Source organism: Sphingomonas sp. S1-29, from assembly GCF_026167545.1.
Classification (GTDB): domain Bacteria; phylum Pseudomonadota; class Alphaproteobacteria; order Sphingomonadales; family Sphingomonadaceae; genus Sphingomonas.
Genome location: NZ_CP110678.1, coordinates 3,129,554 through 3,155,885 on the forward strand (window position 1 = coordinate 3,129,554; position 26,332 = coordinate 3,155,885).

Below are 26,332 nucleotides of genomic sequence, written 5' to 3' on the forward strand. Positions count from 1 at the left end.
GGTCATGCCCCCGGCATGACCTGAACAGCGCGGGGCGCTGTTCACCCGATGCGGGTTGGGTGAGGGTTCTTCTTCTTTCTTCCCTTCAACCAGGTCGAGCAGCAGAAACAAGAAGACCCTCACCCGGCCTCTCCCGCAAGCGGGAGAAGGGAAGAAGACGCTGCGAGGTGGCGTTCTTCTTTGGCGACTCCTAAATCCCCCCAATGTCCTCCCCCAACACCCCCGACCGGTTCAACGAAGACAAGGCCACCTTCGCCGTCAAGGGCAGCGACGCGCCCGATCTCGACGCCGGCGTCGCGGCGATCCGCAATGTCGTTGCCACGCTGCCGATTCGCCCCGGCGTGTACCGGATGCAGGATGCGCGCGGCGATGTGCTGTATGTCGGCAAGGCCAAGGCGCTCAAGAACCGGGTCACCAACTATACCCAGGTCACCCGGCTGACGAAGCGGCTGCAGCGGATGGTGGCGCAGACGCGGTCGATGACGATCGTCACGACCAATAACGAGGCCGAGGCGCTGCTGCTCGAAGCTCAGCTGATCAAGCGCTATCGCCCAGCGTACAATGTGCTGCTGCGCGACGACAAGAGCTTCCCCTTCATCCTGCTGCGCGGCGATCACGCCTTTCCCCGCGTCCAGCTCCATCGCGGCGCGCGGCGGTCGAAGGGCGATTATTACGGGCCGTTCGCGGGGGCAGGGCAGGTGCGGATGACGCTCAACGCGCTGCAGAAACTGTTCCTGCTGCGCTCCTGCACCGACAGCTTCTTCAACAATCGCGACCGGCCGTGCCTGTTGCACCAGATTCGCCGCTGCTCGGCGCCCTGCGTCGATCGGATCAGCGCCGAGGATTATGCCGAGCTGGTCGGCGACGCGAAGGATTTCCTCGGCGGCAAATCGACCAAGGTGCAGACCAAATTGGGCGCGCAGATGCAGGAGGCCGCCGAGAAGATGGACTTCGAGCTCGCCGCGGTGCTGCGCGATCGGCTGAAGGCGTTGACCTTCATCCAGGGCAGCCAGGCGATCAACGCCGAGAGCGTCGGCGATGCCGATATCTTTGCGATGGCGGCGAAGGACGGCGCGATCGGCATCCAGGCCTTCTTCATCCGCGGCGGCCAGAATTGGGGGCACCGCGCCTTCTTCCCGACGCATGTCCAGGACGTTCCCGAGGGCGAGGTGCTCAGCCAGTTCCTGATGCAATTCTATGAGGAGGTGCCGCCCGCGCGCAATGTGCTGATCGACCGCGAGCTGGCCGAAGCCGACTTGCTTGCCGAAGCGATGGGCGAGCGTGCGGGGTTCAAGGTGTCGCTGTCGGTGCCGCAGCGGGGCGACCGGCGGCGGCTGATCGAACAGGCGCGGCGCAACGCGGTCGAGGCGCTCGACCGGCGGCTGGCCGAGGGAACGACGCAGGCGCGGCTGCTGCGCGAGGTCGCCGAATTGTTCGGCCTGCCCGACAGTCCCGACCGGATCGAAGTGTATGACAACAGCCATATTCAGGGCACCAACGCGCTGGGGGCGATGGTGGTCGCTGGGCCCGAGGGCTTTCGCAAGGGCCAGTATCGCAAGTTCAACATCAAGCGCGCCGAAACGATCGCGGGCGACGATTTCGGCATGATGCGCGAGGTGTTCAGCCGCCGCTTTGGCCGAGCGCAGGATGAAGACCCCAATCGCGAAAAGGGCGACTGGCCCGATCTGGTGCTGGTCGATGGCGGGCGCGGGCAGTTGAACGCGGTGACCGGGGTGCTCGAGGAACTGGGGATCGAGGACATCACCGTCGTCGGCATCGCCAAGGGGCCGCATCATGGCCGCGATGGGCGCGAGGTGTTCCACATGATGGACGGGCGCGAATTCCAGCTGCCGGTCAATTCGCCGGTGCTGTTCTACCTCCAGCGGCTGCGCGACGAGGTCCACCGCTTCGCGATCGGCGCGCACCGCGCCAAGCGCGCCAAGGCGATGACCACCAGCCCGCTCGACGACGTGCCAGGCATCGGCCCGGCGCGGAAAAAGGCGCTGCTGATGCACTTCGGCACCGCCAAGGCGGTGCGCGCGGCAAGTCTGGAGGATCTGTCGAAGGCGCCGGGCGTGTCGAAGGCGATGGCGCAGGGAATCCACGACTTCTTCCACGCGCGGTAAGGGCAGCCGCAGCAGGCTCGGCCGACATTTCTGACCGGTCGCTCTTGCAACCAGAATGGCCCCCGCTAGGCTTGGCGCGTGGTTTAGGCCGGGGGGCGTCGAGATGTTGCGGAATGTCGTGGTACCGTTTGCCTTGGTCGCGGGCGCGACATCGGCGTGGGCGGGGGACAAGCCACTCTATGAGCCCGCGCCTGCCTGGGTAAAGGAAGCGCCGGCCCCCGATCCCGCGAACCTGCCTGCCGACAAGCCGCAATTGCTCATTTCGGACCAGCAGCACCGGATCGCCGATGGCGGGGTATCGGCCTATGTCCGCAGCGCCGTGCTGATCGCCAATGCCGGGATGCTCAACGAAGCCGGGACGCTGCGCCTCGAATGGCTGCCCGACCATGGCGACCTGATCGTCCATCACGCGCGAATCCTGCGCGCGGGCGAGACGATCGACCTGCTCGCCAAGGGCGAACGTTTCGCGGTGATCCAGCGCGAGCTGGGGCTCGAGCGCAAAATGCTCACCGGCATGCTGACCGCGACGATGAACGCCGAGGGGATGCGCGTCGGCGACGTGCTCGACTTCGCCTTCACGATCACGCGCAAGGATCCAGTGCTCGGCGGCCAGACCTCGACGTCGATGCCGGTGCTGACCAAGCCCGTCACCGCGGCGTTCGCGCGCAACCGCCTGTCGTGGGACAAAGCGACGCCGGTCGCGCTGCGAAGCTATTTCGACGGCGCCGAACTGACGCCGCGCAACACCGGCGGCTTCGACGAGGTCGAACTGGTCGGGCCGCTGCCCAAATTGCCCGATCTGCCCGACGACATGCCGCTCCGGCTACGTCCCTTGCCGATGGTCGAGGCGAGCAGCTTCGCCGACTGGCAGGCGGTGTCGCGCACCTTCGCGCCGCTATATGCCACCGACGGCGCGATCGCCCCCGGTTCGCCACTCGCTGCCGAGGTCGCCCGGATCAAGGCGGCGGGCAAGACGCCGCGCGAGCGCGCCGCGCTGGCGCTGCAATCGGTGCAGGGTGAGATCCGCTATCTGTTCAAGGGGATGGCGGGGGGCAATTACACCCCGCAGGCGGCGGCGCAGACCTGGAGCGTCCGCTATGGCGATTGCAAGGCCAAGACCTTGCTGCTGCTGGCGATGCTCCGCGCGCTCGACATCGAAGCCGAACCCGTGCTCGCGAGCAGCGACGGCGGCGACTATGTGCCACGCCGACTGCCATCGGCAGGTGCGTTCGATCATGTGCTGGTGCGCGCCGAGATCGACGGTGCCTCGCTATGGCTCGACGGCACCGGGCAGGGCGCACGACTGTCGGACATCGAAGATACCCCGCCGTTCCGCAACGTGCTGCCGCTGCGCGCGGCGGGAGCGGGGCTGATGCCGCTGCCGATGCGCGTCCCCGCGCGCCCCGATGTCGCGATCTGGCTCGAAATCGATCAGACCGCGGGGATCGTGCTCCCAGCCCCCTATCGCCTGCGGATGACGATGCGCGGCCAGGGCGCCGAGATGATGCGGATGGTAACCGCGCAGGGCACAGAGGATCAACGCGAGGCGATGGCGACGCAGATCGCCAGCCAGCATGTCAGCGACGGTCGCGTCGTGTCGCACCGGTTGAGCTTCGACGAGGCGGCCAATACCGGCTCGGTCGAGATCGAGGGGATCGCGCCCGGCGGCTGGGGGCGCGAAGAGGGCCGCCGCTACCGAACGATCGATTATGCGGTGAACACGATCCAGTTCAATCCCGATCGATCGCGCACCGTGTGGAAGACGATCCCGGTCGCGACCGGCGGTCCTGAGAAAATGTCGTTCACCCGCCGCGTGCTGCTGCCCGATGGCGGCAAGGGGTATACGATCGAAGGCGATCGGACCTTGCCCCCGCGGCTGGGCGGCATGAACGTCACGCGCAGCTTCTCGTTCGACCAGGGCGTTGCCAATATGGAGGACGTCATCGGCGCGGCGGGAACCGAGATCGCCCCCGACGCGATCGCTGCCGAGCGCGCCGCGCTGACCGCCGCCGAACGGCGCACGCTGAAGATCATGGCGCCCGCCGATCTGCCGCGGACGCACGAACTGCGCGCGCGGGCGGTGCGCGAGGGGCGGCTGAAGCGGCTCGACGCGCTCTATGCTAAGGCGATTGCCGATGCCGATCCGGGCGACGCCACGGCCTATGATGCGCGGGCGCGCCTGCGTGAGGGGCTGGGCGACTGGAAGGGCGCGCTGGCCGATGTCGAGCGCATGGTGGCGATCGACCCGAGCGGCGCGAACCTCTATTTCCAGGCCTATATTCTCTATGTGCTGGGCCGCGACGCCGAGTCGCTGGCGGCGATCGAGAAGGCCACCGCTGCCGATCCTTCAGATTACAACGCGCTGACCTATCACACCGCGCGGCTCGCCGATGCCAAGCGGCATGACGAGGCGCTCGCGATGATCGACGCGCGTATCGCTGCGGGGGGCGACGAGCGCGAATGGGCGACGTTGCACAAGGCCTATCTGCTTGCGACCCAAGGCGAGATCGATGCTGCGGCTGCGCTCGCCGATTCCGCGTTGGGCGAAAAGCCGCGTGACGTGGGGCACCTCAACCAGCGTTGCTGGCTGCGCGGGCAGATGAACGTCGCACTCGAAGCCGCGCTTGCCGATTGCGACCGCGCGATCGCGCTGGGGGATAATCCTGCCGCCGCGCTCGACAGTCGTGCGCTGATCCATTTTCGCGCGGGACGGCTCGATGCCGCGCGCGCCGATCTCGAAGAGGCGCTGGCGCTCGAGCCCGACATCGCGGCTGCACTGTATCTGCGCGGACTGGTGCGCAAGAAACAGGGCGACCTGAAGGGTGGCGCGACCGATATCGCCGACGCCCAGGCAATCGCGCCGCGCATCGCCGATGATTATACCCGCTGGGGGATCACCGCCTGAGCGTTACCGCTTTCTTCACCGCGCGCTGATAGCGCGGGGGCGATGACGACCCGCGTGTTCCTCACCGTCGATACCGAGCTGATGTGGCGCCACCACGCCGCCGGGTTGCCGGTGGCCGAGCAGATTGCCCGATCGATCGAGCCCGCGGCGGTGGGGGTGGGCTATCAGCTGCGTATGCTCGCCGAACATGGGCTAAAGGCGACGTTCTTCGTCGATCCGATGCCCGCGCGCACGTATGGCCTCGACGTCGTCAAGGCGATCGTCGCGCCGATCCTGGCGGCGCGGCAGGAGGTGCAGTTGCATCTCCACCCCAATTGGGCGGGCGCGGTGGCGGGCGATGGCGGGGCGGCGCATGCGCGCTTCGAGCTGGTCGATTATACGCTGGCGCAGCAGCGCGACCTGATCGCCGAGGCGGGGGCGCTGCTGGTGGCGACAGGCGTGCCGCAGCCGGTGGCGTTTCGGAGCGGCAGCTATGCCGCCAATGACGATACGCTGGTGGCGCTGGCCGAACTGGGCTTCGGCTATGACAGCAGCCATAACGGGTCCGAGCATCCCTGGCCGAGCGCGATCTCGCTGCCGGTGCGGCAGATCGCGCCGGTGGCGCATCGTGGGGTGATCGAATGCCCGGTGACGCTGATCGAGGATGTGCCGGGGAAGCTTCGTCATTTCCAGATCTGCGCGCTGTCGGTGGCCGAGATGCGCGCCGCGCTCGATCATGCCGTGCGCGAGGACCATGCGGCGGTGACGATCGTCAGCCACGGCTTCGAGCTGGCGGCGCGGACGGGAACGCGCGCCAATCGCGTGCATGTGCGGCGGTTCGAGGCGCTGTGCGCGATGCTGGCGGCGCGGGCCGAGACGATGCCGACGACGTGGTATGCCGAGGCTGGCGGGTTGCGGTTGGGGCAGGACGATGCCCCGCTCGGGCCGAGCGTGGTGCGGACGCGGTTGCGGCAGGCCGAGCAGCTTTGGTCGAATATCGTCGAGGAGCGGGGGTTTTGACCGCCACCTCGCCCCGTTCGTTTCGAGCGAAGTCGAGAAACGGCGGCGTCGCGCCTGGCCAGGGTTTCTCGACTTCGCTCGAAACGAACGGGGACCAAATGGAGGCGGTCGCTCTCACCCTCCCGCTCAACTTCCGCGTTGGCGCGCGCACCGTCTTCGCGCTGCCGCGCCGGCTGGTGCGGATCGCGGTGTCGCTTGCCGATGCGATCGAGGGGCGGACGCCTGCGCTACCGCCGCTACCCGCCGAGGCCGACGGCTATTCGATCCTCTCGCTGCCCGCGGGGGACCCGATCGCGCTGCCGGGGATGCTGGCCGCCGAACGCCAGCGTTACCCGCGCTACTTCGCCGACCTGACGCTTGGATGGGAAGCCTATCACGCCGCGCTCTCGGGCAATTTGCGATCGGGGCTGAAGCGCAAGGCCAAGAAGCTGGCGGCGGCGTCGGGCGGGGCGATCGACATCCGGCGGTATCGGACGCCCGCCGAACTCGAAGCCTTCCACGCGATCGCGCGGCCGCTCGCGGCGGGGACGTATCAGGAGAAATTGCTGGCGATGGGCCTGCCCGGTGACGCGGAGTTCGTCGCCAAGATGCTGCGCCTGGCGGCGGTCGATCGGGTGCGGGCGTGGCTGTTGTTCATAGGCGGCGAGCCCGCGGCGTATCTCTATTGCCCGATCCACGGCGGCGACGTGCTGTACGAATATGTCGGCCATGCCGAACGGTTCGACGCGCTGTCGCCGGGGAGCGTGTTGCAGGCCGAGGCGCTGCGCGATCTGATGGCCGAGGGCGGGCTGGCGCGGTTCGACTTCACCGAGGGCGAGGGGCAGCACAAGCGGCAATTCTCGACCGGGCATGTCGATTGCGTGGATTGGCTGGTGCTGCGCGCGACGGTGGCGAACCGGGTGGCGCTGGCGGCGTTGGGGGCGTTCGACCGGGGGGTGGCGCGGGTGAAGCGGGTGGTGTCTTCGCGCTGAGGGGAACGCTGAAATCCTCCCCCGCCAGGGGGAGGGGGACCGCCGCGAAGCGGTGGTGGAGGGGGCGGACACGAGCGGCCTGTGCGTGTCCTCCCCCTCCGTCAGCCCTTCGGGCTGCCACCTCCCCCTGGCGGGGGAGGAAAGGATATGGCTCCCTTTCAGCCACGGGCAGCTGTAGACCCACCCCATGCACCTCTCCTCCCCCGCCATCGTCCTGTCGGTGCGCCCGCATGGCGAGCATGGGGCGATCGTGCGTGCGCTTACCCCGCGCGACGGGGTGCAGCCGGGCTATGTGCGCGGCGGGCGGTCGCGGGCGATACGGCCGGTGTTGCAGCCCGCCAACGCGATCCTCGGCGAATGGCGCGCGCGTACCGATGTCCAGTTGGCGGCGTTGACGGTCGAGCTCGTCCACAGCCGCGCGCCGTTGTTCGAGGAGGCGCTGCCCGCCGCCGCGCTCGAATGGCTGACCGCGCTCACCGCGACCTTGCTGCCCGAGGCGCAGCCCTATCCGCCGATCTACGCCGCGCTCGATGCGGTGATCGACGCGGTCGAGGCGGCGCCCTCGGCGCGTGGCTGGGCGGGGAGCATCGCGCGCTACGAATTGCTGCTGCTCGCCGACCTAGGGTTCGGGTTGGCGCTCGAGGAATGCGTGGTGACCGGCGCGCGCGACGATCTTGCGTTCGTCAGCCCCAAGAGCGGTGGGGCGGTGAGCCGCGCGGCGGCGAGCGGCTATGAGGCGCGGCTGCTGGCGCTGCCCGCGTTCCTGCAGGCGGGCGGCGAGGCGGGGTGGGACGAGGTGTTCGCAGGGCTGGCGATCACGCGGCATTTCCTCGAACGCGACTTGCTGACCGGGCGCGCTGCCGAGGTGCTGGCGGCGCGCGGGCGGCTGGTCGAACGGTTGCAGCGCGCGGTTGCGTGAGGCATGGGCGAGCACGATCCGCGCCAGCCGTCACCCCAGCGAACGCTGGGGTCTGGCGGTGAGGTTCGGATCGCCAACCAGGAGACCCCAGCTTTCGCTGGGGTGACGATTCTGGTGCAGAATTTGGGGGCCTGATGCCGCAGTTGATCGCCATATTGCCCGGGGACGGGATCGGACCCGAAGTGACCGCCGAGGCGCAGCGCGTGCTCGAGACGCTCGGCCTCGACCTGCGCTTCGAGGAAGCGCCGGTCGGCGGGGCCGCTTATGACTCGACGGGGCATCCGCTGCCGCCCGCGACGCTCGATCTCGCGCGGCGCGCCGATGCGGTGCTGTTCGGCGCGGTGGGCGATTCGCGCTATGACGGGCTGGCGCGCGAGCTTCGCCCCGAACAGGCGATCCTGGGACTGCGCAAGGAATTGGGGCTGTTCGCCAATCTGCGACCCGCCAAATTGTTCGCCGGACTAGAGGACGCATCGGCGCTGCGCCCCGAGATCGCCGCGCGGATCGACCTGGTCATCGTGCGCGAGCTGACCGGCGACGTCTATTTCGGGCTGAAGTCGCGCGGCACCACCGCCGAGGGCTTGCGCGAAGGCCGCGACCTGATGCGCTATGACGAGGCCGAAGTCGCGCGGATCGCGCGCGTCGGCTTCGAAACCGCGCGCACCCGTGGCGGGCGGCTATGCTCGGTGGACAAGGCCAATGTGCTCGAAACCTCGCAATTGTGGCGCGACGTGGTGATCGAGGTTTCGGCCGAATATCCCGATGTCGCGCTCAGCCACATGTATGTCGACAACGCCGCGATGCAGATGGTGCGCGATCCGGGGCAGTTCGACGTGATCGTCACCGGCAATTTGTTCGGCGACATCCTGTCGGACCAGGCGAGCATGTGCGCGGGGTCGATCGGAATGCTGCCCTCGGCGGCGCTCGATGGGTCGGGCAAGGGGCTGTACGAGCCGATCCACGGTTCGGCGCCCGATATCGCGGGGCAGGGGCTCGCCAATCCCGCCGCCGCGATCCTGTCGGCGGCGATGCTGTTGCGGCATTCGCTGGGGCTGGCCGAGCCCGCCGATCGGATCGAGGCGGCGGTGGCGGCGGCGATCGCGGGCGGCGCGCGGACCCGCGACCTGGGCGGCACGCTCTCGACCCGCGCGATGGCCGACGCGATCCTGACCCAGCTATGATGAGCCCCATGCTGGAACTGGCGGTGGTCGTTCCGGTATTCAACGAGCGCGGCAACATCGCGCCGATGGTCGCCGCGCTCGATCGCGCGCTGGCGGGGCGGCATTGGGAAGTCGTATTCGTCGATGACGACAGCCCCGACGGCACCGCAGAGGCGGTGCGCGAGATCGGGCGGGGCGACGATCGCGTGCGGGTGATCCAGCGGATCGGCCGGCGCGGCCTGTCGACCGCGTGTATCGAGGGGATGTGTGCGACCGCCGCGCCGCTGGTGGCGGTGATCGACGGCGATATGCAGCATGACGAGACGTTGCTGCCAGCAATGGCCAATGCGTTGGCGCTCGATCCCGCGCTCGACCTCGTGATCGGATCGCGCTTCGTCGCGGGCGGCGGGACGGGAGCGTGGGACCGCGACCGGGTGGCGAAGTCGGCGCTGGCGACGCGGCTGTCGCGGCGCGTGCTCAAAGCCGATCTCAGCGATCCGATGAGCGGCTTCTTCATGATCCGCACGCGGTTGGCGCGCACATTGGCACCGGCGCTGTCGGGGATCGGCTTCAAGATATTGCTCGACATCATGACCGCGAGCCCGACGCCGCTGCGGTTCAAGGAGCTACCCTATGTGTTCCGCACCCGCGGCGAAGGCGAAAGCAAGCTCGATCACGTGGTCGCGATGGAATATCTGATCGCGCTCTACGATCGGATGTTCGGACGGCTGGTGCCGGTGCGATTCGTGATGTTCGGCGCAATCGGTGCGCTGGGGGTATTGGTACATATGGCGGTGCTGGCGCCGATCGTCGCGCTGTGGGGCGAGGGGGCGTTCGTCGCCGGCCAAATCGCCGCGACCTTGGTGGCGATGACCTTCAACTTCTTCCTGAACAACATGCTGACCTATCGCGATAGGCGGCTGAAGGGCACGCGCGAACTGCTGACTGGGCTGTTGTCGTTCGCGCTGGTGTGCAGCGTAGGGCTGGCGGCGAATGTCGGCGTGGCGACCTATCTGCATTCGGCGCAGTCGAACTATTGGGCGGTGTCGGCGCTGGCGGGGATCGTGGTGGGGGCGGTGTGGAATTTCGCGCTGTCGTCGCGCTTCACCTGGGGGCGGTATGGGCGGCGGGCTGCGGGTTAGCGCCAGCTTCCGAACCACATCCAGCGCAGGAAGGCCTGGTCGTTCGGCAACGCCGCCGCGGCGATAATCGGGTAGAAATAGACGAAGACCGCGGTCGCGACCCCCGCGAACCACAGATCGGCGTTGCGGTGCTTGCGAAGCATCAGCGCGGGCGGGATCGCCAGCGTCACGAAGATGCCCGACAGATGGTAGTAATAGAAGAAGCCGAGCGACTTGGGGATCACGACATAGATCGCGATCGAGAATAGCCACAGCAACGCCAGCGCCAGGTGCGCGCGCGAACCGCGCACGCCTGCCCATAGGCAGGCGGCGACTGCGACCAGCCCGCCCCAGAAGATCGCGGGATTTCCGAGCAGCAGGATCCCGCGCATGATCCCCAGGTCACGCTCGTAATAATACCAGATCGGTCGAAGCATCAGCGGCCAGCTCCACCAGTCGGACTGATAGGGGTGGGGCCGCAGGACGACGGTCTGCTGCGCGTACATCTGCTGCTGGAGCGGGAGCAGGTCGGCGAGGGTGATCGCATCGCGGGCATAGAAGAGCGCGGGGGTAAAGGTGGCGAAATAGGCCGCTAGGGCGGTGAGGCCGAGGAGGATGGCCAGCCCCAGTCCCAGCCCCAGCGCCGTTCGCCCTGAGCTTGTCGAAGGGCGCCCCGACAGCGCAGCGGGGGCGTCGGTGGTTGGCGCAGGCCGCCCTTCGACAAGCTCAGGGCGAACGGTTGGGGAACCGAGGTGCCATAACAACACCGCCAGACACGCCACCGCGACATAGGGCGCGGCCGACCATTTCACCGCCACCGCGCACCCCAGCAACGCCCCCGCCAGCACGATCCGCGCCGTCCTCCGCCCGGGCTGCGCGCGCATCGCCCACAGCAATGCCGCGATCCCGCACGTCACGAACGCCCCCAGGAACCCGTCGAGCATAGCGATCCGCGCCTGGACGAACACCGTCTGGTTGATCGCCAGCAGATACGCTCCGAGCGCCGCCACCCGCACCCGCCCGAACCCCAGCATCAGGATCGCGAAGCCGCCGAGCACCGTCACGGTGCCCGCCAGCGTCGACATCGCCCGCCAGCCGATCGGGTTGTCGCCGAACAGCGCGATGCCGATCGCGATCAGTTCCTTGGCGAGCGGTGGGTGCTCGACGTTCGCGGGCTCGGCGAGCGCCAGCATCGTCCGCGCGGCGGGGACGTAATGGACCTCGTCGAACACCAGATTGGTCGGGCGGCCGAGCTGGATGCTGAACAGCGCCTGCGCGGCGAGGCCGATCAGCAGGGCAACGAGGAGCGGGCGGTGGGCGAGGCGCATGACAGCCGCTTACGCAATCCTCTCCCAAAGGGGGAGGATTAGGTTGTCTTGCTTCCTTTGGCTTCTCCCGGCAAAGCAGCGGCATGAAGCGCAACACCGGTCAGGATCGCAGCGTCACCAGCAAGTGGCGTCCCGCAACGCAAGCGGTGCGCGGGGGCACCATGCGCAGCGAGTTCGGCGAGACCTCCGAAGCGTTGTTCCTCACCTCGGGCTATGCCTATGACTGCGCGGGCGATGCCGCCGCGCGGTTCGCGGGCGACCAGGCGGGGATGACCTATTCGCGGTTGCAGAACCCCACCGTCGAGATGCTCGAGCACCGCATCGCGCTGATGGAAGGCGCCGAGGCATGCCGCGCCACCGCATCGGGGATGGCGGCGATGACCGCGGCGTTGCTGTGCCAGCTCGAGGCGGGCGACCATGTCGTCGCCGGGCGCGCGTTGTTCGGGTCGTGCCGCTGGCTCACCGACACGCTGCTGCCCAAGTTCGGCATCACCACGACGATCGTCGATGCGCGCGACGCGCAGCAATTCGCCGATGCGACCACCAACAAGACCAAGGTCTATTTCTTCGAGACCCCCGCCAATCCGACGATGGACATCGTCGACCTGCAGGCGGTGTGCGACATCGCCCGCGCGCGCGGCGTGACGACGGTGGTCGACAACGCCTTCGCCACCCCCGCGCTGCAGCGGCCGATGGAGTTCGGCGCCGATGTCGTCGCCTATTCGGCGACCAAGATGATGGACGGCCAGGGCCGCGTGCTCGCGGGCGCGGTGTGCGGGACCGAGGATTTCATCACCAACACGCTGCTGCCCTTCACGCGCAACACCGGGCCGACGCTGAGCGCGTTCAACGCCTGGGTGGTGCTCAAGGGGCTTGAGACGCTCGACCTGCGGATCCGCCGCCAGAGCGAGAATGCGCTGCAGGTCGGTCGCTTCCTCGAACCGCGCGTGCCGCGGCTCAACCATCCCGGGCTCCCGAGCCATCCGCAGCATAACCTGGCGATGGCGCAGATGGACATGACCGGGCCGATCTTCTCGTTCGAGGTCGAGGGACGGACCCAGGCGCACGCGCTGCTCGACGCGCTCGACCTGATCGACATCTCGAACAATATCGGTGATTCGCGCTCGCTGATGACGCACAATGCCTCGACCACGCACGCCAGCGTGAGCGAGGAAAAGCGGCTCGAGATGGGGATCACCGAGGGGACGCTGCGGCTGAATGTCGGGCTCGAAGACCCGATCGACCTGATCGCCGATCTCGACCAGGCGCTGAGCCGGGCCGGCCTGTGAAGGCGCTGTTCGACACCGAGGCGCGGACCGGCGGGGTCATCGTGCGCACGTCGGTGTCGTATTTGCCCGACCAGTCCGAGCCCGCGCGCGGGCGCTGGTTCTGGGCCTATCACATCCGGATCGAGAATGAGGGCGAGCAGGCAGTCCAGCTGCTCGCGCGCCACTGGATCATCACCGACGGCCGCGGCGCGCGCCATTCGGTCGAGGGCGAAGGCGTGGTCGGCGAACAGCCGATGATCGAGCCCGGCGGCAGCTTCGATTATGTATCGGGCTGCCATCTGGCGACGCCGACGGGATCGATGCAGGGGACGTACCAAATGCTGGGCGAGGATGGCGGCGCGTTCGACGTGACGATCCCGAAATTCGCGCTGCTCGCGCCGGCGGTGTCGTGAGGGGAACATCTTTCCCGTTCGTTTCGAGCGAAGGCGAGAAACCGAGCCGGGCGCGCGGGGGCCGTTTCTCGACTTCGCTCGAAACGAACGGCGTGGGAACTGCGCCTGATGAAGGCACGAGCGCATGAAACGCACCCACCTCCCGCTCAACGGCCTGCGCGTCCTCGACGCCGCCGCGCGGCACCTCAGCTTCACGCGCGCCGCTGACGAACTGGCGGTCACCCCCGCCGCGGTCGGGCAGCAGATCCGCGCGCTCGAGGATACGCTCGGCGTCGTGCTGTTCCGTCGTACCACCAAGGGGCTCGAGCTGACCCCCGAGGGCGAGGGCGGGCTGGGCGCGCTGCGCGAGGGGTTCCTGCAGTTCGAGGAAGCGGTGCGCGCCATGCAGCAGGGGCAGTCGTCGAAATCGCTGACGATCGCCGCGCCGCGCGACCTGACCAACAAATGGCTGATGCCGCGCCTCGCCGAGATCGCCGCGCGCGAGCCCGACCTGCGCTTCGTGCTGGTCGGCGGCGACGAGGGCGGTGACTTCGCGCAGGCCAATCTCGACCTGGCGATCCGCTGGGGCGAGGGACCGGGCGAGCATGAGGGCGAAGCGCTTTCGAGCGACGGCATGGTCACGATCGAGCGTCCCGGCGGCGGCGCCGACACGCGGATCTCGTGGCCCGGCTGTCTGTCCGAAGACGCGCTGTCATTGGTCCGCGTCGCCGATGCCGGGCTGGCGATCGAGGCGGCAGCGGCGGGGCTGGGGCGCGCGACGGTGCCCGAATTGCTGGTGCGCAGCGACCTGGCGAACGGGCGGGTGGTGATGATCGGCGAGCCCAAATCCTATCCGGCGGGCTATTGGATGGTCGCGCCGCTGCCGCAATGGCGGCAAAAGAAGGTGCGCGCGCTGGTCGACGCGCTGGCGGCGTGAACGTGGTTCCGGCGCGCGACACGCCGGTGCTCAAGACCCGGCGGTTGCGGCTGCGCCCGCGCACCCCCGCCGATGCCGAGGCGCTGCACCCGAGCTATGCCGATGCCGAGCTGATGCACTGGTGGTCGCACGGGCCGCACACCAGCATCGAGCAGACGCGCGAGGCCTTTGCGCGGAGCGACAATGGCTGGCGCTGCTGGATCGTAACCCTGAAGGGCGACGACACCGCGATCGGCTTCGTCGGCGCGGCGGAGAAGCGGCAGGGCGGGGTGACCGAAATCGGCTATATGCTCGCGCGCGCGCATTGGGGCACCGGGATCGCGCGCGAGGCGGTGAGCGCGGTCATCACCCGGCTGTTCGCCGAGGGGCAACGGCGCGTCTATGCCGATACCGATCCCGACAATGCGGCGTCGCGCGGGCTGCTCGAACGGCTGGGCTTCCAGCTCGAAGGGCGGCTGCGCGGCGAATGGGAAACGCATATCGGCGTGCGCGATACGACGCTGTACGGCTTGCTGCGACAGGAATGGCGCGGCTGACCCGCTCCCTCTGGCCGGGAGGAAGCGGGGAAGGTTCAGCGCGCTGCGGTCTGGATCGGTGCCGCGACCAGCGGCTTGTCGATGCGGAAATTGACCGGGCGTCCCTCGACATTGCCGCGGACGGTGCGACCGCGCACGACGAAGCGGAAATTGTCGCCCTGCGGCAGGGTGCGACCGGTGAGGACGACGGCATCCTCCTGGCGATCGATCGTATAGGCATAGGTCTGGCCGTCGCGCGTGAACTTGTCCTGGCGAACGTCGTCGGCAAGCGCGGGGGCGGCGATGAGCGTTGCTGCGAGTGCTGCTGCGAGTTTGATGGTCATGTGCGATCTCCCTGGGGCGGAAATGTTCGCCTTCGATCGACATCCTCTCTCGCCCCGATATTGTTGCAGCGCAGCAAGTGCGGCAATCGCAAAGATCGGCGGTGCGGTTGCAGTCGATGCATCTGGGCGCGCCGATGCACTGCATCCTTCTGCCGCCAGCCACGTTGGGAACGTGGCAGCAAGGGGCGACGATGCGGAAGTTATGGTTCATCACCAATCCCAGTTCGGGGTCGGCGACCAAGGAAAAATGCGACGCGATCGAGGCGGTGTTCGACGAACGCGGCCTGGTGATTGCGGGGCGCACCGGCTTTCCCGATGAAAAGCTGCCGAGCGGCGAGCAACTGGACGCCGCGGGCGCCGATACCGTGGTGCTGTTCGCAGGCGACGGGACGATCAACGCCGCGCTGTGCGCGCTCGCCGATTGGGACGGTGCATTCCTTATCCTGCCCGGCGGCACGATGAACCTGCTCGCCAAGCGGCTGCACGACACGCTCGATCCGCACGCGATCATCGCCGCGGCGCACGACAACGACCGACGGGTGGCGCTGCCCTATATCGAGGCGGGCGAGCATCGTGCGTTCGTCGGCCTCATCATCGGACCCGCGGCGCAATGGTTTCGCGCGCGCGAGGCGGTGCGCCAGCGGCGCGTCTTCGCGCTGGTGCGCGCGATGCGGCATGCCTGGGGGCGGACCTTCGGTGCCGGCGTGCGCGTCAGCGGATCGGTGAAGCTGCGGCGGCGCTACCAGGCGGTGTTCGTGACGCCGGACGAACGCGGGCTCGACGTCGCGGGCGTCGATGCGCGCGACTGGCGGGCGATCGCGGATCTCGGCTGGGGCTGGATCGGCGGCGACTGGGCCGAGGCGCGCGCGGTGACGCACACGCTGTCGGCGCATCTGCGGATCGAGGGCGATCGCCCGGTGCTGGCGCTGTTCGACGGCGAGCCGCAGCGGCTCGATCCGGGGATGCGGATCACCGGCGGCATGAGCGGCCGCCATTTCATCGAGACACGCGCGCAGGGAGCAGCGGCATGACGGTTCGGCTTTTTCACGTCAGCGATCTGCATTTCGGTGCCGAGGACCAGTCGGCGCTCGACTGGTTCGCGGGAATCGTCCGCGACGAGGTGCCCGATGCGATCCTGATGACCGGCGACCTGACGCAAAGCGCGCGTGCGCACGAGTTCGAGGCGGCGGCAGCGTGGCTCGAGAGCCTCGACCGACCGGTGACGATCGAGGTCGGCAACCACGACCTGCCAGTGTACAACCCGGTGCAGCGGATGCTGCTGCCCTATCGCCGCTATCGCGCGCTGCAGCGTATGCTCGAACAGCCGCTCGACATCGCGGGGGTGACGATCGTCCCGCTGCGCACCACCGCGCGGCTCCAGCTGCGGCTCGACTGGTCGAAGGGGTTCGTCAGCCGGCGGCGGCTGGGCAAGGCAGTGAAGTCGATCGAAGCGGCCTCCGATGACGGGCTGGTGTTCGTCACTGCGCATCACCCGCTGATCGAGGCGGGCACGCGCACCCGTGCGAGCACGCGCGGCGGCGAGCGCGCGCTGTCGGCGCTGGTGAGGGCCGGCGCGCATGCGGTGCTGACGGGGCATGTCCACGACCCGTTCGACATCGATCACCGCCACGAGGGGCGCGAGGTACGGCTGATCGGCGCGGGAACGCTGTCCGAACGCGTGCGCGAGACAAGGCCGTCGTTCAACGAGATCCGGGTGGAGGGGCGCGCGTTCGAGACGATCGCGCGGGTGATGGATGCGCCCGACGAGCGATTGTGAGGCGGGGAAGCCCGGTCGGCTTCGGGTAGCGTTGTGCGCTCACCGAGGGACATCGCTTCCGCCCCCTCCGTCAGCCTTCGGCTGCCACCTCCCCCTGGCAGGGGAGGATTTAGGGGTCGTTCATCCTCCCCCGCCAGGGGGAGGTGGCGGTCGCTTCAGCGGCCGTCGGAGGGGGCGGATGGGGGGCGGCTGGAGGGGAGTAACCGTTCGCGGTAACCCGCGCCGCCCCGGAGATGCCGCGGGTCATGTTCCCCGAAGGGCATCGTGTCCGCCCCCTCCGTCAGCCTTCGGCTGCCACCTCCCCCTGGCGGGGGAGGATTTGGGGGCCTTCATCCTCCCCCGCCAGGGGGAGGTGGCGGCCGCTTTAGCGGCCGTCGGAGGGGGCGGATGGGGGGCGGCTTGAGGGGGAGTAACCGTTCGCGGTAACCCGCGCCGCCCCGGGGATGCCGCTGGTCCTGTTCCCCGAAGGGCATCGCTTCCTCCCCCTCCGTCGGCCTACGGCTGCCAACTCTCCCTGGCGGGGGAGGATTGGGGGTCGTTCATTCTCCCCCGCCAGGGGGAGGTGGCGGTCGCTTCAGCGGCCGTCGGAGGGGGCGGATGGGGGGCGGCTTGAGGGGGAGTCACCGTTCGCGGTAACCCGCGCCGCCCCGAGGATGTCGCTGGTCCTGTTCCCCGAAGGGCGTCGCTTCCTCCCCCTCCGTCAGCCTACGGCTGCTACCTCCCCCTGGCGGGGGAGGATTTGGGGGTCCTTCATCCTCCCCCGCCAGGGGGAGGTGGCGGTCGCTTTAGCGGCCGTCGGAGGGGGCGGATGGGGGCGGCTTGAGGGGGAGTAACCGTTCGCGGTAACCCGCGCCGCCCCGAGGATGCCGCTGGTCATGTTCCCCGAAGGGCATCGCTTCCTCCCCCTCCGTCAGCCTTCGGCTGCCACCTCCCCCTGGCGGGGGAGGATTTGGGGGTCCTTCATCCTCCCCCGCAGGGGGAGGTGGCGGCCGCTTTAGCGGCCGTCGGAGGGGGCGGATGGGGGGCGGCTTGAGGGGGAGTAACCGTTCGCGGTAACCCGCGCCGCCCCGGGGATGCCGCTGGTCATGTTCCCCGAAGGGCATCGTGTCCGCCCCCTCCGTCAGCCTACGGCTGCCACCTCCCCCTGGCGGGGGAGGATTCGGGGGCCTTCATCCTCCCCCGCCAGGAGGAGGTGGCGGTCGCTTTAGCGGCCGTCGGAGGGGGAGGATGGGGAACCGCCCGGTAATTACCGCTCGCGCACCCCGATCAGCGTGCCCTTGGTACCCTTGTTCACCAGGTCGAAGCGGAAGTTCGGCCAGCGCTCGCGCCAGCGCGCCGCGACGATCCGCTCGCCGGGGCGGGCGGCGTCGTCGAGCAGGACGGTGCCGCCCACCGGCAGCCGGTCGAACAGCGTCTCGGCGGCGCCGCGGACATAGGGGTGGATCGTCCAGGGCGGCCCGTCGATCACCAGCATGTCGATCTGCTCGGGCAGCGGGCCGTGGTCGTACCAGATCCCCGGCCAGTCGCCCGGCGCCTGTCGCAACGGGGTCGCGCGCATTTCGGCGTCGACGCCGTGCTCATGCAGCCATTCGCGCGTCGCGGCGATGAAGTCGCCATGCTGGTCGCAGCTGATCAGATGCCCGCCGCCATTTTGCTGGAGCGCCTTGGCGACCACCAGGCTCGACGCGCCGGCGCCGAGTTCGAGCACGGTCTTGGGGCGGTTGCGCTCGATATGATCGACGATCAGCGTCAGGAATCCGGTATCGGCCTTCCAGCTGCCGAGGTTGGGCAGCGCGTCGGGGGCGAGCTCGAGCCGCTCGAGCAGCGCCTGCTTCACCGCGCGCGACCCGCCCGACAGGCTGCGCGCGAGCCACGGCCATTGCACCGCGAAAAAGGCGACGACGAAGGCGCGATCGACGAAGCGGCGCTTCACGTCGTCGGGCCACATGCCGTCGGTCCGCGGCAGATAGGAGGTGGTTTCACGCGTAGTCATGGGTCGTTCCGATCGCGATCCGATCGGGCGATCGGGCGCGCCGGTGTTCGTGCAAAGGCCATGCGGCGTCAATCATCCACGGCGCAAACCGTGCTCGCTTGGCCGCAACCGCGCAGGAAAAAGGGGCGATTCGTCGCCGAACCGCCCCCCATTCGGTCTTGCCGTGCGATCAGAAGCGGATCGCGACCGTCCCGCGCAGCGTCGCGTTGCGGATATCGTCGCGCTCGATCGTGCGCTCGGCGGCGATCGTCGCGCTCACGCGCTCGCTGCCGAAGGTGAAGCCGCCGCTGATCTCGGCCCAGTCGCGATCGGTCGAGGGCAGCGAGAACAATGCCGCGTTGCCGATCCCGTTCACGAAGTTCGCGCCGAACGCGCCGGGCGCATCGAGGAACTCGTGGACATAGTTCGCCGACACGAAGGGCTTCACGGCTCCGAGCACCGCGTTGGCGCTGGCACCCGCACGCCCCTGGACGCTGTCGAAGCTGCCGAGGTTGTAGCGCAGCGCCGGCCCGCCGCCTTCTTCGGCGACGTTGGTGAAGCCGATATGGCTGTAGCGCAGCGACGCGCGCGGCTTGAAGCTGACGCCGCCCGATTCGGCGAGCAGGCCGATGCCGCCCTCGCTCGAGAAGGTGAAGGCGTTTTCTTCGGAGGTCAGCGTGAAGCTGTTGGCGCCGATCGCGCCCAGCCGGCTGCTGTCGACCTTGAACACGCCGGCGCTTGCCTGCGCATCGACCACCAGCGCGCCCATACGCGTGCTGCCATAGAAGGTGCCCTGGAACAGCTCGCTGCCCGCCGAATCACCCGCCGCAACGGTGGTGCCGTTGAGGTCCGAATAGGTGAGGCCGAAGCCAAGCGTCGTCGCCTCGTCCATCAGATGCTCGACGCCCGCGGCGATGAAGAAGCCGTCGAACTGGTTGCGGCCGAAGCGCTGGACGCTGGGCAGGCCGACGCCGTTGCCGTCGATATAGCCGCCCGCCAGATACACCGCGACGCTATCGGGCAGCACGCCCTCCTGCACCATCGCCCCGCTACCAACATCGCTGTCGACCATCCCGGCCAGGTTCATGCTGGTCGCCGCGACCGAGGCGAGCTGCACCGGCTTGCCGTACATCGCCAGCGTGCCGCCCTGGCCGCCATCGGCGATGTTGTTGATGCGATCGCGGAAGAAGCGCGAGGCGGTGTCGGTCGCCACCGTGCCCATCTGGCTCATCAGCGGCGCGGTGCGCGGGGCGAGGTTTTCGAGTTGGGCGCGGATCGTGCCCTGGTTCTGCAGATCGAATTCGCCGTACAGCCCCGACAGCGCGGCATAGTTCGACCGGTTCTGGTCGAGCAGCCGTGCATAGGCGGTCTGCACCCCAGACGAGCGGTCGACGACGTTCGCGTACAGCCCCGCGTGGATCCGCATCGTCACCGCGTTCGGACCATAGGCCAGGATCGGCGTCAGGATCGCGCTGAACGCGCCCGGCGTGTTGCTGAACCGACCGGTCACCCCGCCCGCGGCGGTCAGGATCGTGTAGGCATCGCCGTCGCGCGGACGATAGCCTGTCACCGTCTGGAAGCCGACGGTGCCGCCGAGCGTCGCCAGCCCGGTCTGGCCGCTGCCAGCAACGACGGCGACGCGATCGGATACGCCCGCACCGGCCAAATCGACCAGATATTGGCTGCCCGATGCCAGCACCAAATTGCCCGCGATCGTCAGCGTGCCGGTGGTGCCCATCGTGCCCGGCGCGATGCGGCCGAGCATGCTGGTGAGGAACGGCGCGTTGATCCGCCCGCTGCCCATCAGCGCGCCACCCATCAACGTATAATCACCGACGGTGGTCAGCGTGCCGTTGATGGTGTTCACCCCTGCGAACTGGGTGGTGTTGATCAGCGTGGTGAGCGAAGCACCCGACGCGATCGTCAGCCCCGATGAGGCGCCGCCCAGCGTCAGCCGGTCGATCACGATGTTGGCGCCCGACAGCGTCGTGGTGCCCGCCGCGGTGAGCGTAACGTCGTAATATTGCGCGCGCGCGCCGGTCGCGCGGACCGGATCGACGTTGTTGGGGACGAAGTTGGTCGCGCCCGGCAGGCCGTTGACCAAGGTGGGGGCGGGAGGCGCTACCGCCGGGGCGTGCGGCGACAGTTCGACGCCGTCGAAGCCTGCGCCTGCCGCGGCGTCCTGGGCGACCACGGCGCTGCCGGCATTGTTGCCTGCAGTGCCGATCGGGTTGGCGGTGATCGACGTCTGGCCGTTGCGGGTGTCGAGGCACTCGCTGGAGACGCGGTCCTGGAAGCAGATCTGGCCGAAATCGCCGCTGGTGCCGGTCTTCTGCTCGCCGGTCAGCCCGGGGATGCCGTTGACGACCTGGCCGCCGACGAGGACGTTATACGCGGGATCGAGCGTGGTGAGCCAGTGGTTGGCGTCGGTCCAGGCGCCGTCGCCGGCCTTGGTGGTGACGTAATGATACGGGTTATTGCCCGCGATCCAGTCCCAATAGAGATAGAGCGGCTGGTAGAAGCCGACGGTGCCATAGCCGTTCGCGGGCTGCGCGGCGAAGAAGCGGTCATAGCCGCCCGACAGCACGCCGATCACCATCTGCTTGGCAAAGTTCTGCAGCACCAGCGGGCCACCCGAATCGCCCTGCGAGGTGCCGCCTTCGGTGACGACGCCGTTGGTGACGCGCGCATTGTCGCGGAAGGCGTTGAAGTCGAACGGGCTGGCGCCGGCCTGGCCGCGGCGCGGATCGTCGAAATCGAGGAAGTACAGGTTCTGCGTGAGGCCGTTGGCTGGCCCGCCGAACAGGAAGCCTTCGAAGGTCTGGAGGTCGGTCAGCGCGCCGAGGATGTTCTCGGCCGAGCGGCGACGAAAATCGCTGCCGAGCCGCCCGGTCGAACCGGTGCCGTTATTGCCATAGCCATATTGCGCGACGTTGTAGCCGGTGCCGTTCTGGGCGGTGATCGTGCCGGGGGCGGGCAGCGGCGAGAACAGCACCGCCCAGGTCGGGACGTTGGCGGCGGGTGTGTCGAGCGTCGCCAGCGCGACGTCGCCATAGAGGAAGCTGCGCGCGGCGGGCTCGAGCGACAACGGGTTATAGGCGACCTGGTTCACATTGTAGAGCGCCTGCGCGACGTTGGTCTGGAAGCGCCCGGCGCCACCGGGTCCGCCGAGCAGCCAGCGGACCAGTTCGTCGGTCTGGCCGGCAGCGTTGGCACGGGTGTTTGTCTCGAACCCGAAGGCGATACCGGTGCCGCCCGAAGCCTGGCCATAGGCGGTTGCCGGGCGGCCGTTCACGCAGTGCGCCGCGAACAGCACGGTGCGGGGGTTGATCAAGGTGCCGGTGCACAACCCTACCGATCCGCCGCCGCCATCGGTGACCATCTGGCCGATGCCGGTGATGTTCACCGGGTCGCGCGCCGTGGTCGGGGTGGCGGGGTCGGCGACCAGAATGTCGGGCTCGGGCGCGATCTGCACCGTGAGCGGTGGCGGCGTGACGTTGCTGTGCGGTGCCAGCTCGGCTTCGGCGCGATCGGGCAGGCCGATCGAGATCGGCGCGGCGTGCGGCGACAGTTCGGCGGTGCCCGGCGTCAGATAACCACTGCGCAGCCCCGAAAACTCGGTTTGCTGTGCTTGGGCGGGCAGCGCGGCGATAGTGCCGGCAAGTGCAACCGAGCCCAGCAGTGCCCGGCGCGTGGCGACGCAACGCGAAACCGAAGTAAACCCCGTGAATGACATTATATTCCCCCTAAACGCTTATATGGGGAAACAATCACTTGTTCGTCGGGCGGTTGTCAAGCGAGGCTAACGGACCATTAAGCCGCAGTATTCGGACCTGCCGAGGGCGGGACTGTGGCGGCAATGTCACGAAGACAAAAAAAGGGCGACCCGTTGCCGGATCGCCCCCTTTTCGCAGCCATGAAGGCCGAATCAGCGCTTCGAGAACTGGAAGCTGCGGCGGGCCTTGGCCTTGCCGTACTTCTTGCGCTCGACTGCGCGGCTGTCGCGGGTCAGGAAGCCTGCTGCCTTCACCGGCGCGCGAAGCACTGGTTCATAGCGGGTCAGCGCCTGTGCGATGCCGTGCTTGACCGCGCCGGCCTGGCCCGAAAGGCCACCGCCCTTGACGGTGCACATCACGTCATACTGATCGGTGCGATCGGCGACTTCAAACACCTGGCTGATCACCAGACGCAGCGTCGGACGTGCGAAATACACTTCCTGGTCGCGCCCGTTGACGACGATCTTGCCCGAACCCGGCTTCAGCCAGACGCGTGCGACGGCGTCCTTGCGGCGACCGGTCGCATAGGCGCGGCCGTACTGGTCGATGATCTGCTCACGCAGCGGGGTGTTCGAATAGACGGGAGCGGCTGGCTGCTGCTCGTCACCGGTGGTGGTGGCTTCGCCATTCTGCGGCTGCTGCTCGCCGACGGGCTGGCCCGCTGCGATTGCGCCGAGGTCGGCCAGGGACTGGCGGTTATCGGACATTATGCGCCCACCTTGTTCTTACGGTTCATGCTGCCGATGTCGAGGACTTCGGGGTTCTGCGCCTCGTGCGGATGCTCGGTGCCCTTGAAGATGCGCAGGTTGCGCATCTGCTGGCGGCCAAGCGGACCGCGCGGGATCATCCGCTCGATCGCCTTTTCGAGCACGCGCTCGGGGAAACGACCTTCGAGCACCTTGGCTGCGGTCACTTCCTTGATGCCGCCGGCATAGCCGGTGTGCTTGTAATAGACCTTCTTCGCCGCCTTGCCGCCGGTGAAGCGAACCTTCTCGGCGTTGATGACGATGACATTGTCACCGCAATCGACATGCGGGGTGAAGCTGGTCTTGTGCTTGCCGCGAAGCACGTTGGCGATGATCGTCGCTGCACGACCGACCACCAGGCCGTCGGCATCGACAATATGCCACTTCTTTTCCACCTCAGCCGGCTTCACCGACTTGGTGGTCTTCATGAGCGCCTTCATGGGGCTTGGACCTTATGTGAGTATAAACGCAAGCCGCCGCCCCGGTGGAGGCGGCGTCGTGGCAGCGCTAATGCGCAGAAGGCGGCTGGAAGTCAAGGCAACCGGGCGATTGCTGACGGGTATCGGGATACCCTATGCCGCGCGAGCGGTCAGTCGCCGGTCGATTCGTCGATCCATTCGAGCACGGCTTCGCTGGTGGCGGCGGGCCATAATTCGATCGCGGGGGTGTCGTAGCTGTGGAGCTGGGTGATGCGGTCGCGCAGCGCCAGCGCCTGCTCCATCCCGGTCTTGAATAGCACCGGCACCTCGATCTCGGTCTCGATATTGTCCTTCCAGCGATAGATCGAGGTGCACGACTGCATGACGTTGGCGCAGGCCGCCAGCCGCTCCTCGATCACGGCGCGCGCGACCGATTCGGCTTCCTCGGCAGTGCCGAAGGTGACGTGGAGCAGCGCGAGGTCGCTCATGCCGTGCGCCGTCCGGCGGCATGCGCGCCCCACGCGGCAGACGCGACCAGCAGCGCGCCGACGACCTGATGCGTCACCGCGGCGTGGAAGTTCACCCCGCTCATCACCGTTGCGATGCCGAGCAACACCTGGATGCCGACCGCGCTGTGAATCGCGATCGATGCCGGACGGTTGCCCGCACCCTTGGCTGCGCGCGCGAGCATCACCATCGCCACCAAGGCGACCAATGCCCACCAGCGGTGGATGAAGTGGATCGCCCAAGGGTCGTTCACCAGCGCCGAAAGCACGCCGCCACTGGTATCGACCCGCGGCACCAGCCGCCCGTTCATCAGCGGCCATTCGCTGGTCACCAGTCCGGCGTTCATTCCCGCGACGAACGCGCCGAACACCAATTGGAACAGCAACACGCCGCCGGTGACCACCGCCACCTTCGTGAGGCGTGCGGCGGGCGCGGCGGGGTCGCGCGCCAGGCGCCGCATGTCGAGCGCGGTCCACACGACCGCGGCGAGGATCGCCAGCGCCATGTTGAGGTGCACCGCGAGCCGGAAATGGCTGACGTCGGTGCGCTCGGCGAGGCCCGAGGTGACCATCCACCAGCCGACCACGCCCTGCATCCCACCGGCGATCAGCAGCAGCACCAGCCGCCGCGCATAGCCCCTAGGGATCTGCCGCCGCACCGCGAACCATAGCAGCGGCAGCGCGAAGGCAAGGCCGATCACACGGCCGAGCAACCGGTGGATATATTCCCAGAAATAGATGAACTTGAAATCGGCCAGGCTCATCCCGGCATTGATCTCGCGATATTCGGGGGTCGCCTGGTACTTCGCGAACTCGCTCGCCCATGCCGCGTCGTTCAGCGGCGGGACCGCGCCCGACACCGGCTTCCATTCGGTGATCGACAGCCCCGATTCGGTCAGCCGCGTGATCCCGCCGACCGCGACCATCAGCACGATCAACAGCGCGACGGTCCAGAGCCAGGTGGCGATCGCCGCGGGGCGCGCGGCGGTGCGCGCCGAAGTGGCGGGCAGGGCGGAGGGGGAGGCGATATGCGACACGATCGGGCCTTTAGCGTTTCGCGCATCGGGCGTCGATGGCGACTGGTGCGCATATGGGGCGTGCGTGCGCGATGTCGCTGCGGGCCAAAGCCGGTAGCGGGCACCGGCAACAGAAAAATCGCCGATGTGATGTTGTAACCTTGCCCATGCTGGCCTAGATGGCAGCCATGGCCAGTCGCATCGCTTCCCGTTTCGCCGCTGATGGCATGCTCGATCGCATCGCGATCGGCGTGTCGGCGCTGTGCGTGATGCATTGCCTTGCCAGCGCCGCGGTGCTGGCGTTGCTGTCGACCGTCGCGGGCGAATTCGTTGCCGATTGGGTGCACGAACTGGGGCTGGGGATCGCGATCCTGCTCGGCGCGGTCGCGCTGGGGCGCGGCATCGTGAAGCATGGCTATATCATGCCGCCGGCGATCGGCGCGCTGGGCCTGGGCATCATGGGCGGCGCGATGACGCTGCCGCACGGATCGGGCGAGATCGTCTGGACGATGATCGGCGTCGGCATCCTGGCGCTTGGCCACGATCTCAACCGCCGCGCGGTGATCTGACCGGCTTGCTTGCCGCGCGGGCCGCTCGCGCTTACATCCCGATCATGCATTCGCACGACCATCACGAGCCGCAGGGCGACGACCTAACGGCCGCTGCGCGCAACACGCTCGAGCAGGCGGGCGAGCAATGGACCGCGATGCGCGAACGCATCTTCCAGACGCTCGCCGGGTTCGAAAAGCCTGCCTCTGCCTATGACATCGCCGAGGCCGTATCGAAGAGCGAGGGTCGGCGGATCGCCGCCAACAGCGTCTATCGCATCCTCGACCTGTTCGTGCAGGCGAACCTGGCGCGCCGTGTCGAGAGCGCGAACGCCTATGTCGCGAATTCGCACCCCGGCTGCCTGCATGACTGCATCTTCCTGGTGTGCGACCAATGCGGCCAGACCACGCATATCGACGACGACAAGATCACCGGTTCGGTACGCTCGGCGGCGACCGATTCGGGCTTTTCGCCGACGCGCCCAGTGATCGAAGTGCGCGGGACATGCGCCGATTGCACGGCTTAATCACAATCAACGCAATACGGCAGTAACATTCGACACGTCCGAAGCGACGCGGTACACCAC

Annotated in this window: 23 protein-coding genes; 15 read left to right on the forward strand and 8 right to left on the reverse strand. The window is 68.1% G+C overall.

Going from position 1 to position 26,332, the window contains the following annotated elements; translation table 11 throughout:
• Positions 1 to 203: 203 nt before the first annotated feature.
• The 7 genes from uvrC to OKW76_RS14995 all read left to right on the forward strand — a co-directional run bounded on the left by uvrC (position 204) and on the right by OKW76_RS14995 (position 10,222).
• Entirely contained in the window at positions 204 to 2,126 is a 1,923-nt protein-coding gene (gene uvrC / locus OKW76_RS14965; protein WP_265549649.1) for an excinuclease ABC subunit UvrC, read from the forward strand.
• Between the two features lie 103 nt (positions 2,127 to 2,229).
• Positions 2,230 to 5,031 carry a DUF3857 domain-containing protein gene (locus tag OKW76_RS14970; RefSeq protein ID WP_265549651.1) on the forward strand — a complete coding sequence of 934 codons (2,802 nt, stop codon included), beginning with the start codon at positions 2,230 to 2,232 and terminating at the stop codon, positions 5,029 to 5,031.
• Between the two features lie 42 nt (positions 5,032 to 5,073).
• The gene (locus tag OKW76_RS14975; protein ID WP_265549653.1) at positions 5,074 to 6,030 is read left to right on the forward strand and encodes a polysaccharide deacetylase; all 957 of its coding nucleotides are present in this window, start codon (positions 5,074 to 5,076) and stop codon (positions 6,028 to 6,030) included.
• Between the two features lie 98 nt (positions 6,031 to 6,128).
• A complete protein-coding gene (locus OKW76_RS14980; RefSeq protein ID WP_265549654.1) occupies positions 6,129 to 7,001 on the forward strand; it encodes a GNAT family N-acetyltransferase in 873 nt (290 codons plus the stop codon).
• Positions 7,002 to 7,188: 187 nt separating this feature from the next.
• Positions 7,189 to 7,920: a DNA repair protein RecO gene (gene recO / locus OKW76_RS14985; RefSeq protein WP_265549656.1), complete on the forward strand. Its 732-nt coding sequence runs from the start codon at positions 7,189 to 7,191 to the stop codon at positions 7,918 to 7,920.
• A 134-nt stretch (positions 7,921 to 8,054) separates the two neighbouring features.
• Positions 8,055 to 9,101 (forward strand): 3-isopropylmalate dehydrogenase, encoded by a 1,047-nt coding sequence (leuB, locus tag OKW76_RS14990; RefSeq protein WP_265549658.1) that lies wholly within the window; start codon positions 8,055 to 8,057, stop codon positions 9,099 to 9,101.
• Complete coding sequence (locus tag OKW76_RS14995; protein ID WP_265553021.1) at positions 9,101 to 10,222, forward strand: glycosyltransferase; 1,122 nt, start codon at positions 9,101 to 9,103, stop codon at positions 10,220 to 10,222. The genes leuB and OKW76_RS14995 overlap by 1 nt, the downstream gene beginning before the upstream one ends.
• On the opposite strand, the gene OKW76_RS15000 is transcribed toward OKW76_RS14995, so the two are convergent.
• Positions 10,219 to 11,529: a phospholipid carrier-dependent glycosyltransferase gene (locus OKW76_RS15000; protein WP_265549660.1), complete on the reverse strand. Its 1,311-nt coding sequence runs from the start codon at positions 11,527 to 11,529 to the stop codon at positions 10,219 to 10,221. The two genes, OKW76_RS14995 and OKW76_RS15000, sit on opposite strands and share 4 nt — an antisense overlap.
• A gap of 83 nt (positions 11,530 to 11,612) precedes the next feature.
• Between OKW76_RS15000 and OKW76_RS15005 the strand changes: the two genes are divergently transcribed.
• The 4 genes from OKW76_RS15005 to OKW76_RS15020 all read left to right on the forward strand — a co-directional run bounded on the left by OKW76_RS15005 (position 11,613) and on the right by OKW76_RS15020 (position 14,662).
• Positions 11,613 to 12,818, forward strand: coding sequence for a trans-sulfuration enzyme family protein (locus tag OKW76_RS15005; RefSeq protein ID WP_265549662.1), 1,206 nt, complete (start codon positions 11,613 to 11,615; stop codon positions 12,816 to 12,818).
• Complete coding sequence (gene apaG, locus OKW76_RS15010; protein ID WP_256506672.1) at positions 12,815 to 13,210, forward strand: Co2+/Mg2+ efflux protein ApaG; 396 nt, start codon at positions 12,815 to 12,817, stop codon at positions 13,208 to 13,210. Before OKW76_RS15005 ends, apaG begins: the two co-directional genes overlap by 4 nt.
• Before the next feature lie 124 nt (positions 13,211 to 13,334).
• On the forward strand, positions 13,335 to 14,126 hold the full coding sequence (locus OKW76_RS15015; protein ID WP_265549665.1) for a LysR family transcriptional regulator: 792 nt from the start codon (positions 13,335 to 13,337) through the stop codon (positions 14,124 to 14,126).
• Complete coding sequence (locus OKW76_RS15020) at positions 14,123 to 14,662, forward strand: GNAT family N-acetyltransferase (RefSeq protein ID WP_256506675.1); 540 nt, start codon at positions 14,123 to 14,125, stop codon at positions 14,660 to 14,662. Before OKW76_RS15015 ends, OKW76_RS15020 begins: the two co-directional genes overlap by 4 nt.
• A gap of 35 nt (positions 14,663 to 14,697) precedes the next feature.
• Here the strand turns inward: OKW76_RS15020 and OKW76_RS15025 are convergent, their stop codons facing one another.
• Positions 14,698 to 14,985 (reverse strand): hypothetical protein, encoded by a 288-nt coding sequence (locus tag OKW76_RS15025; RefSeq protein WP_265549667.1) that lies wholly within the window; start codon positions 14,983 to 14,985, stop codon positions 14,698 to 14,700.
• 191 nt (positions 14,986 to 15,176) lie between these two features.
• Between OKW76_RS15025 and OKW76_RS15030 the strand changes: the two genes are divergently transcribed.
• Positions 15,177 to 16,016 carry a diacylglycerol/lipid kinase family protein gene (locus OKW76_RS15030; protein ID WP_265549669.1) on the forward strand — a complete coding sequence of 280 codons (840 nt, stop codon included), beginning with the start codon at positions 15,177 to 15,179 and terminating at the stop codon, positions 16,014 to 16,016.
• On the forward strand, positions 16,013 to 16,762 hold the full coding sequence (locus tag OKW76_RS15035) for a metallophosphoesterase family protein (RefSeq protein ID WP_265549671.1): 750 nt from the start codon (positions 16,013 to 16,015) through the stop codon (positions 16,760 to 16,762). Before OKW76_RS15030 ends, OKW76_RS15035 begins: the two co-directional genes overlap by 4 nt.
• Before the next feature lie 1,246 nt (positions 16,763 to 18,008).
• Here the strand turns inward: OKW76_RS15035 and OKW76_RS15040 are convergent.
• The 6 genes from OKW76_RS15040 to OKW76_RS15065 all read right to left on the reverse strand — a co-directional run bounded on the left by OKW76_RS15040 (position 18,009) and on the right by OKW76_RS15065 (position 25,218).
• On the reverse strand, positions 18,009 to 18,755 hold the full coding sequence (locus OKW76_RS15040; RefSeq protein WP_265549673.1) for a class I SAM-dependent methyltransferase: 747 nt from the start codon (positions 18,753 to 18,755) through the stop codon (positions 18,009 to 18,011).
• 169 nt (positions 18,756 to 18,924) lie between these two features.
• On the reverse strand, positions 18,925 to 22,470 hold the full coding sequence (locus OKW76_RS15045; RefSeq protein WP_265549675.1) for an autotransporter domain-containing protein: 3,546 nt from the start codon (positions 22,468 to 22,470) through the stop codon (positions 18,925 to 18,927).
• A 192-nt stretch (positions 22,471 to 22,662) separates the two neighbouring features.
• Positions 22,663 to 23,217 carry a 30S ribosomal protein S9 gene (gene rpsI, locus OKW76_RS15050; protein ID WP_037526765.1) on the reverse strand — a complete coding sequence of 185 codons (555 nt, stop codon included), beginning with the start codon at positions 23,215 to 23,217 and terminating at the stop codon, positions 22,663 to 22,665.
• Positions 23,217 to 23,696 (reverse strand): 50S ribosomal protein L13, encoded by a 480-nt coding sequence (gene rplM, locus OKW76_RS15055; protein WP_037526769.1) that lies wholly within the window; start codon positions 23,694 to 23,696, stop codon positions 23,217 to 23,219. Before rplM ends, rpsI begins: the two co-directional genes overlap by 1 nt.
• A 149-nt stretch (positions 23,697 to 23,845) precedes the next feature.
• Positions 23,846 to 24,163: a divalent-cation tolerance protein CutA gene (cutA, locus tag OKW76_RS15060; RefSeq protein ID WP_265549677.1), complete on the reverse strand. Its 318-nt coding sequence runs from the start codon at positions 24,161 to 24,163 to the stop codon at positions 23,846 to 23,848.
• Positions 24,160 to 25,218, reverse strand: coding sequence for a COX15/CtaA family protein (locus OKW76_RS15065; protein ID WP_416221825.1), 1,059 nt, complete (start codon positions 25,216 to 25,218; stop codon positions 24,160 to 24,162). Before OKW76_RS15065 ends, cutA begins: the two co-directional genes overlap by 4 nt.
• Positions 25,219 to 25,385: 167 nt before the next feature.
• Between OKW76_RS15065 and OKW76_RS15070 the strand changes: the two genes are divergently transcribed.
• Both OKW76_RS15070 and OKW76_RS15075 read left to right on the forward strand, forming a co-directional pair.
• Complete coding sequence (locus OKW76_RS15070; protein ID WP_265549679.1) at positions 25,386 to 25,766, forward strand: MerC domain-containing protein; 381 nt, start codon at positions 25,386 to 25,388, stop codon at positions 25,764 to 25,766.
• Between the two features lie 44 nt (positions 25,767 to 25,810).
• Positions 25,811 to 26,272 carry a Fur family transcriptional regulator gene (locus OKW76_RS15075; RefSeq protein ID WP_265549681.1) on the forward strand — a complete coding sequence of 154 codons (462 nt, stop codon included), beginning with the start codon at positions 25,811 to 25,813 and terminating at the stop codon, positions 26,270 to 26,272.
• Positions 26,273 to 26,332: the final 60 nt, after the last annotated feature.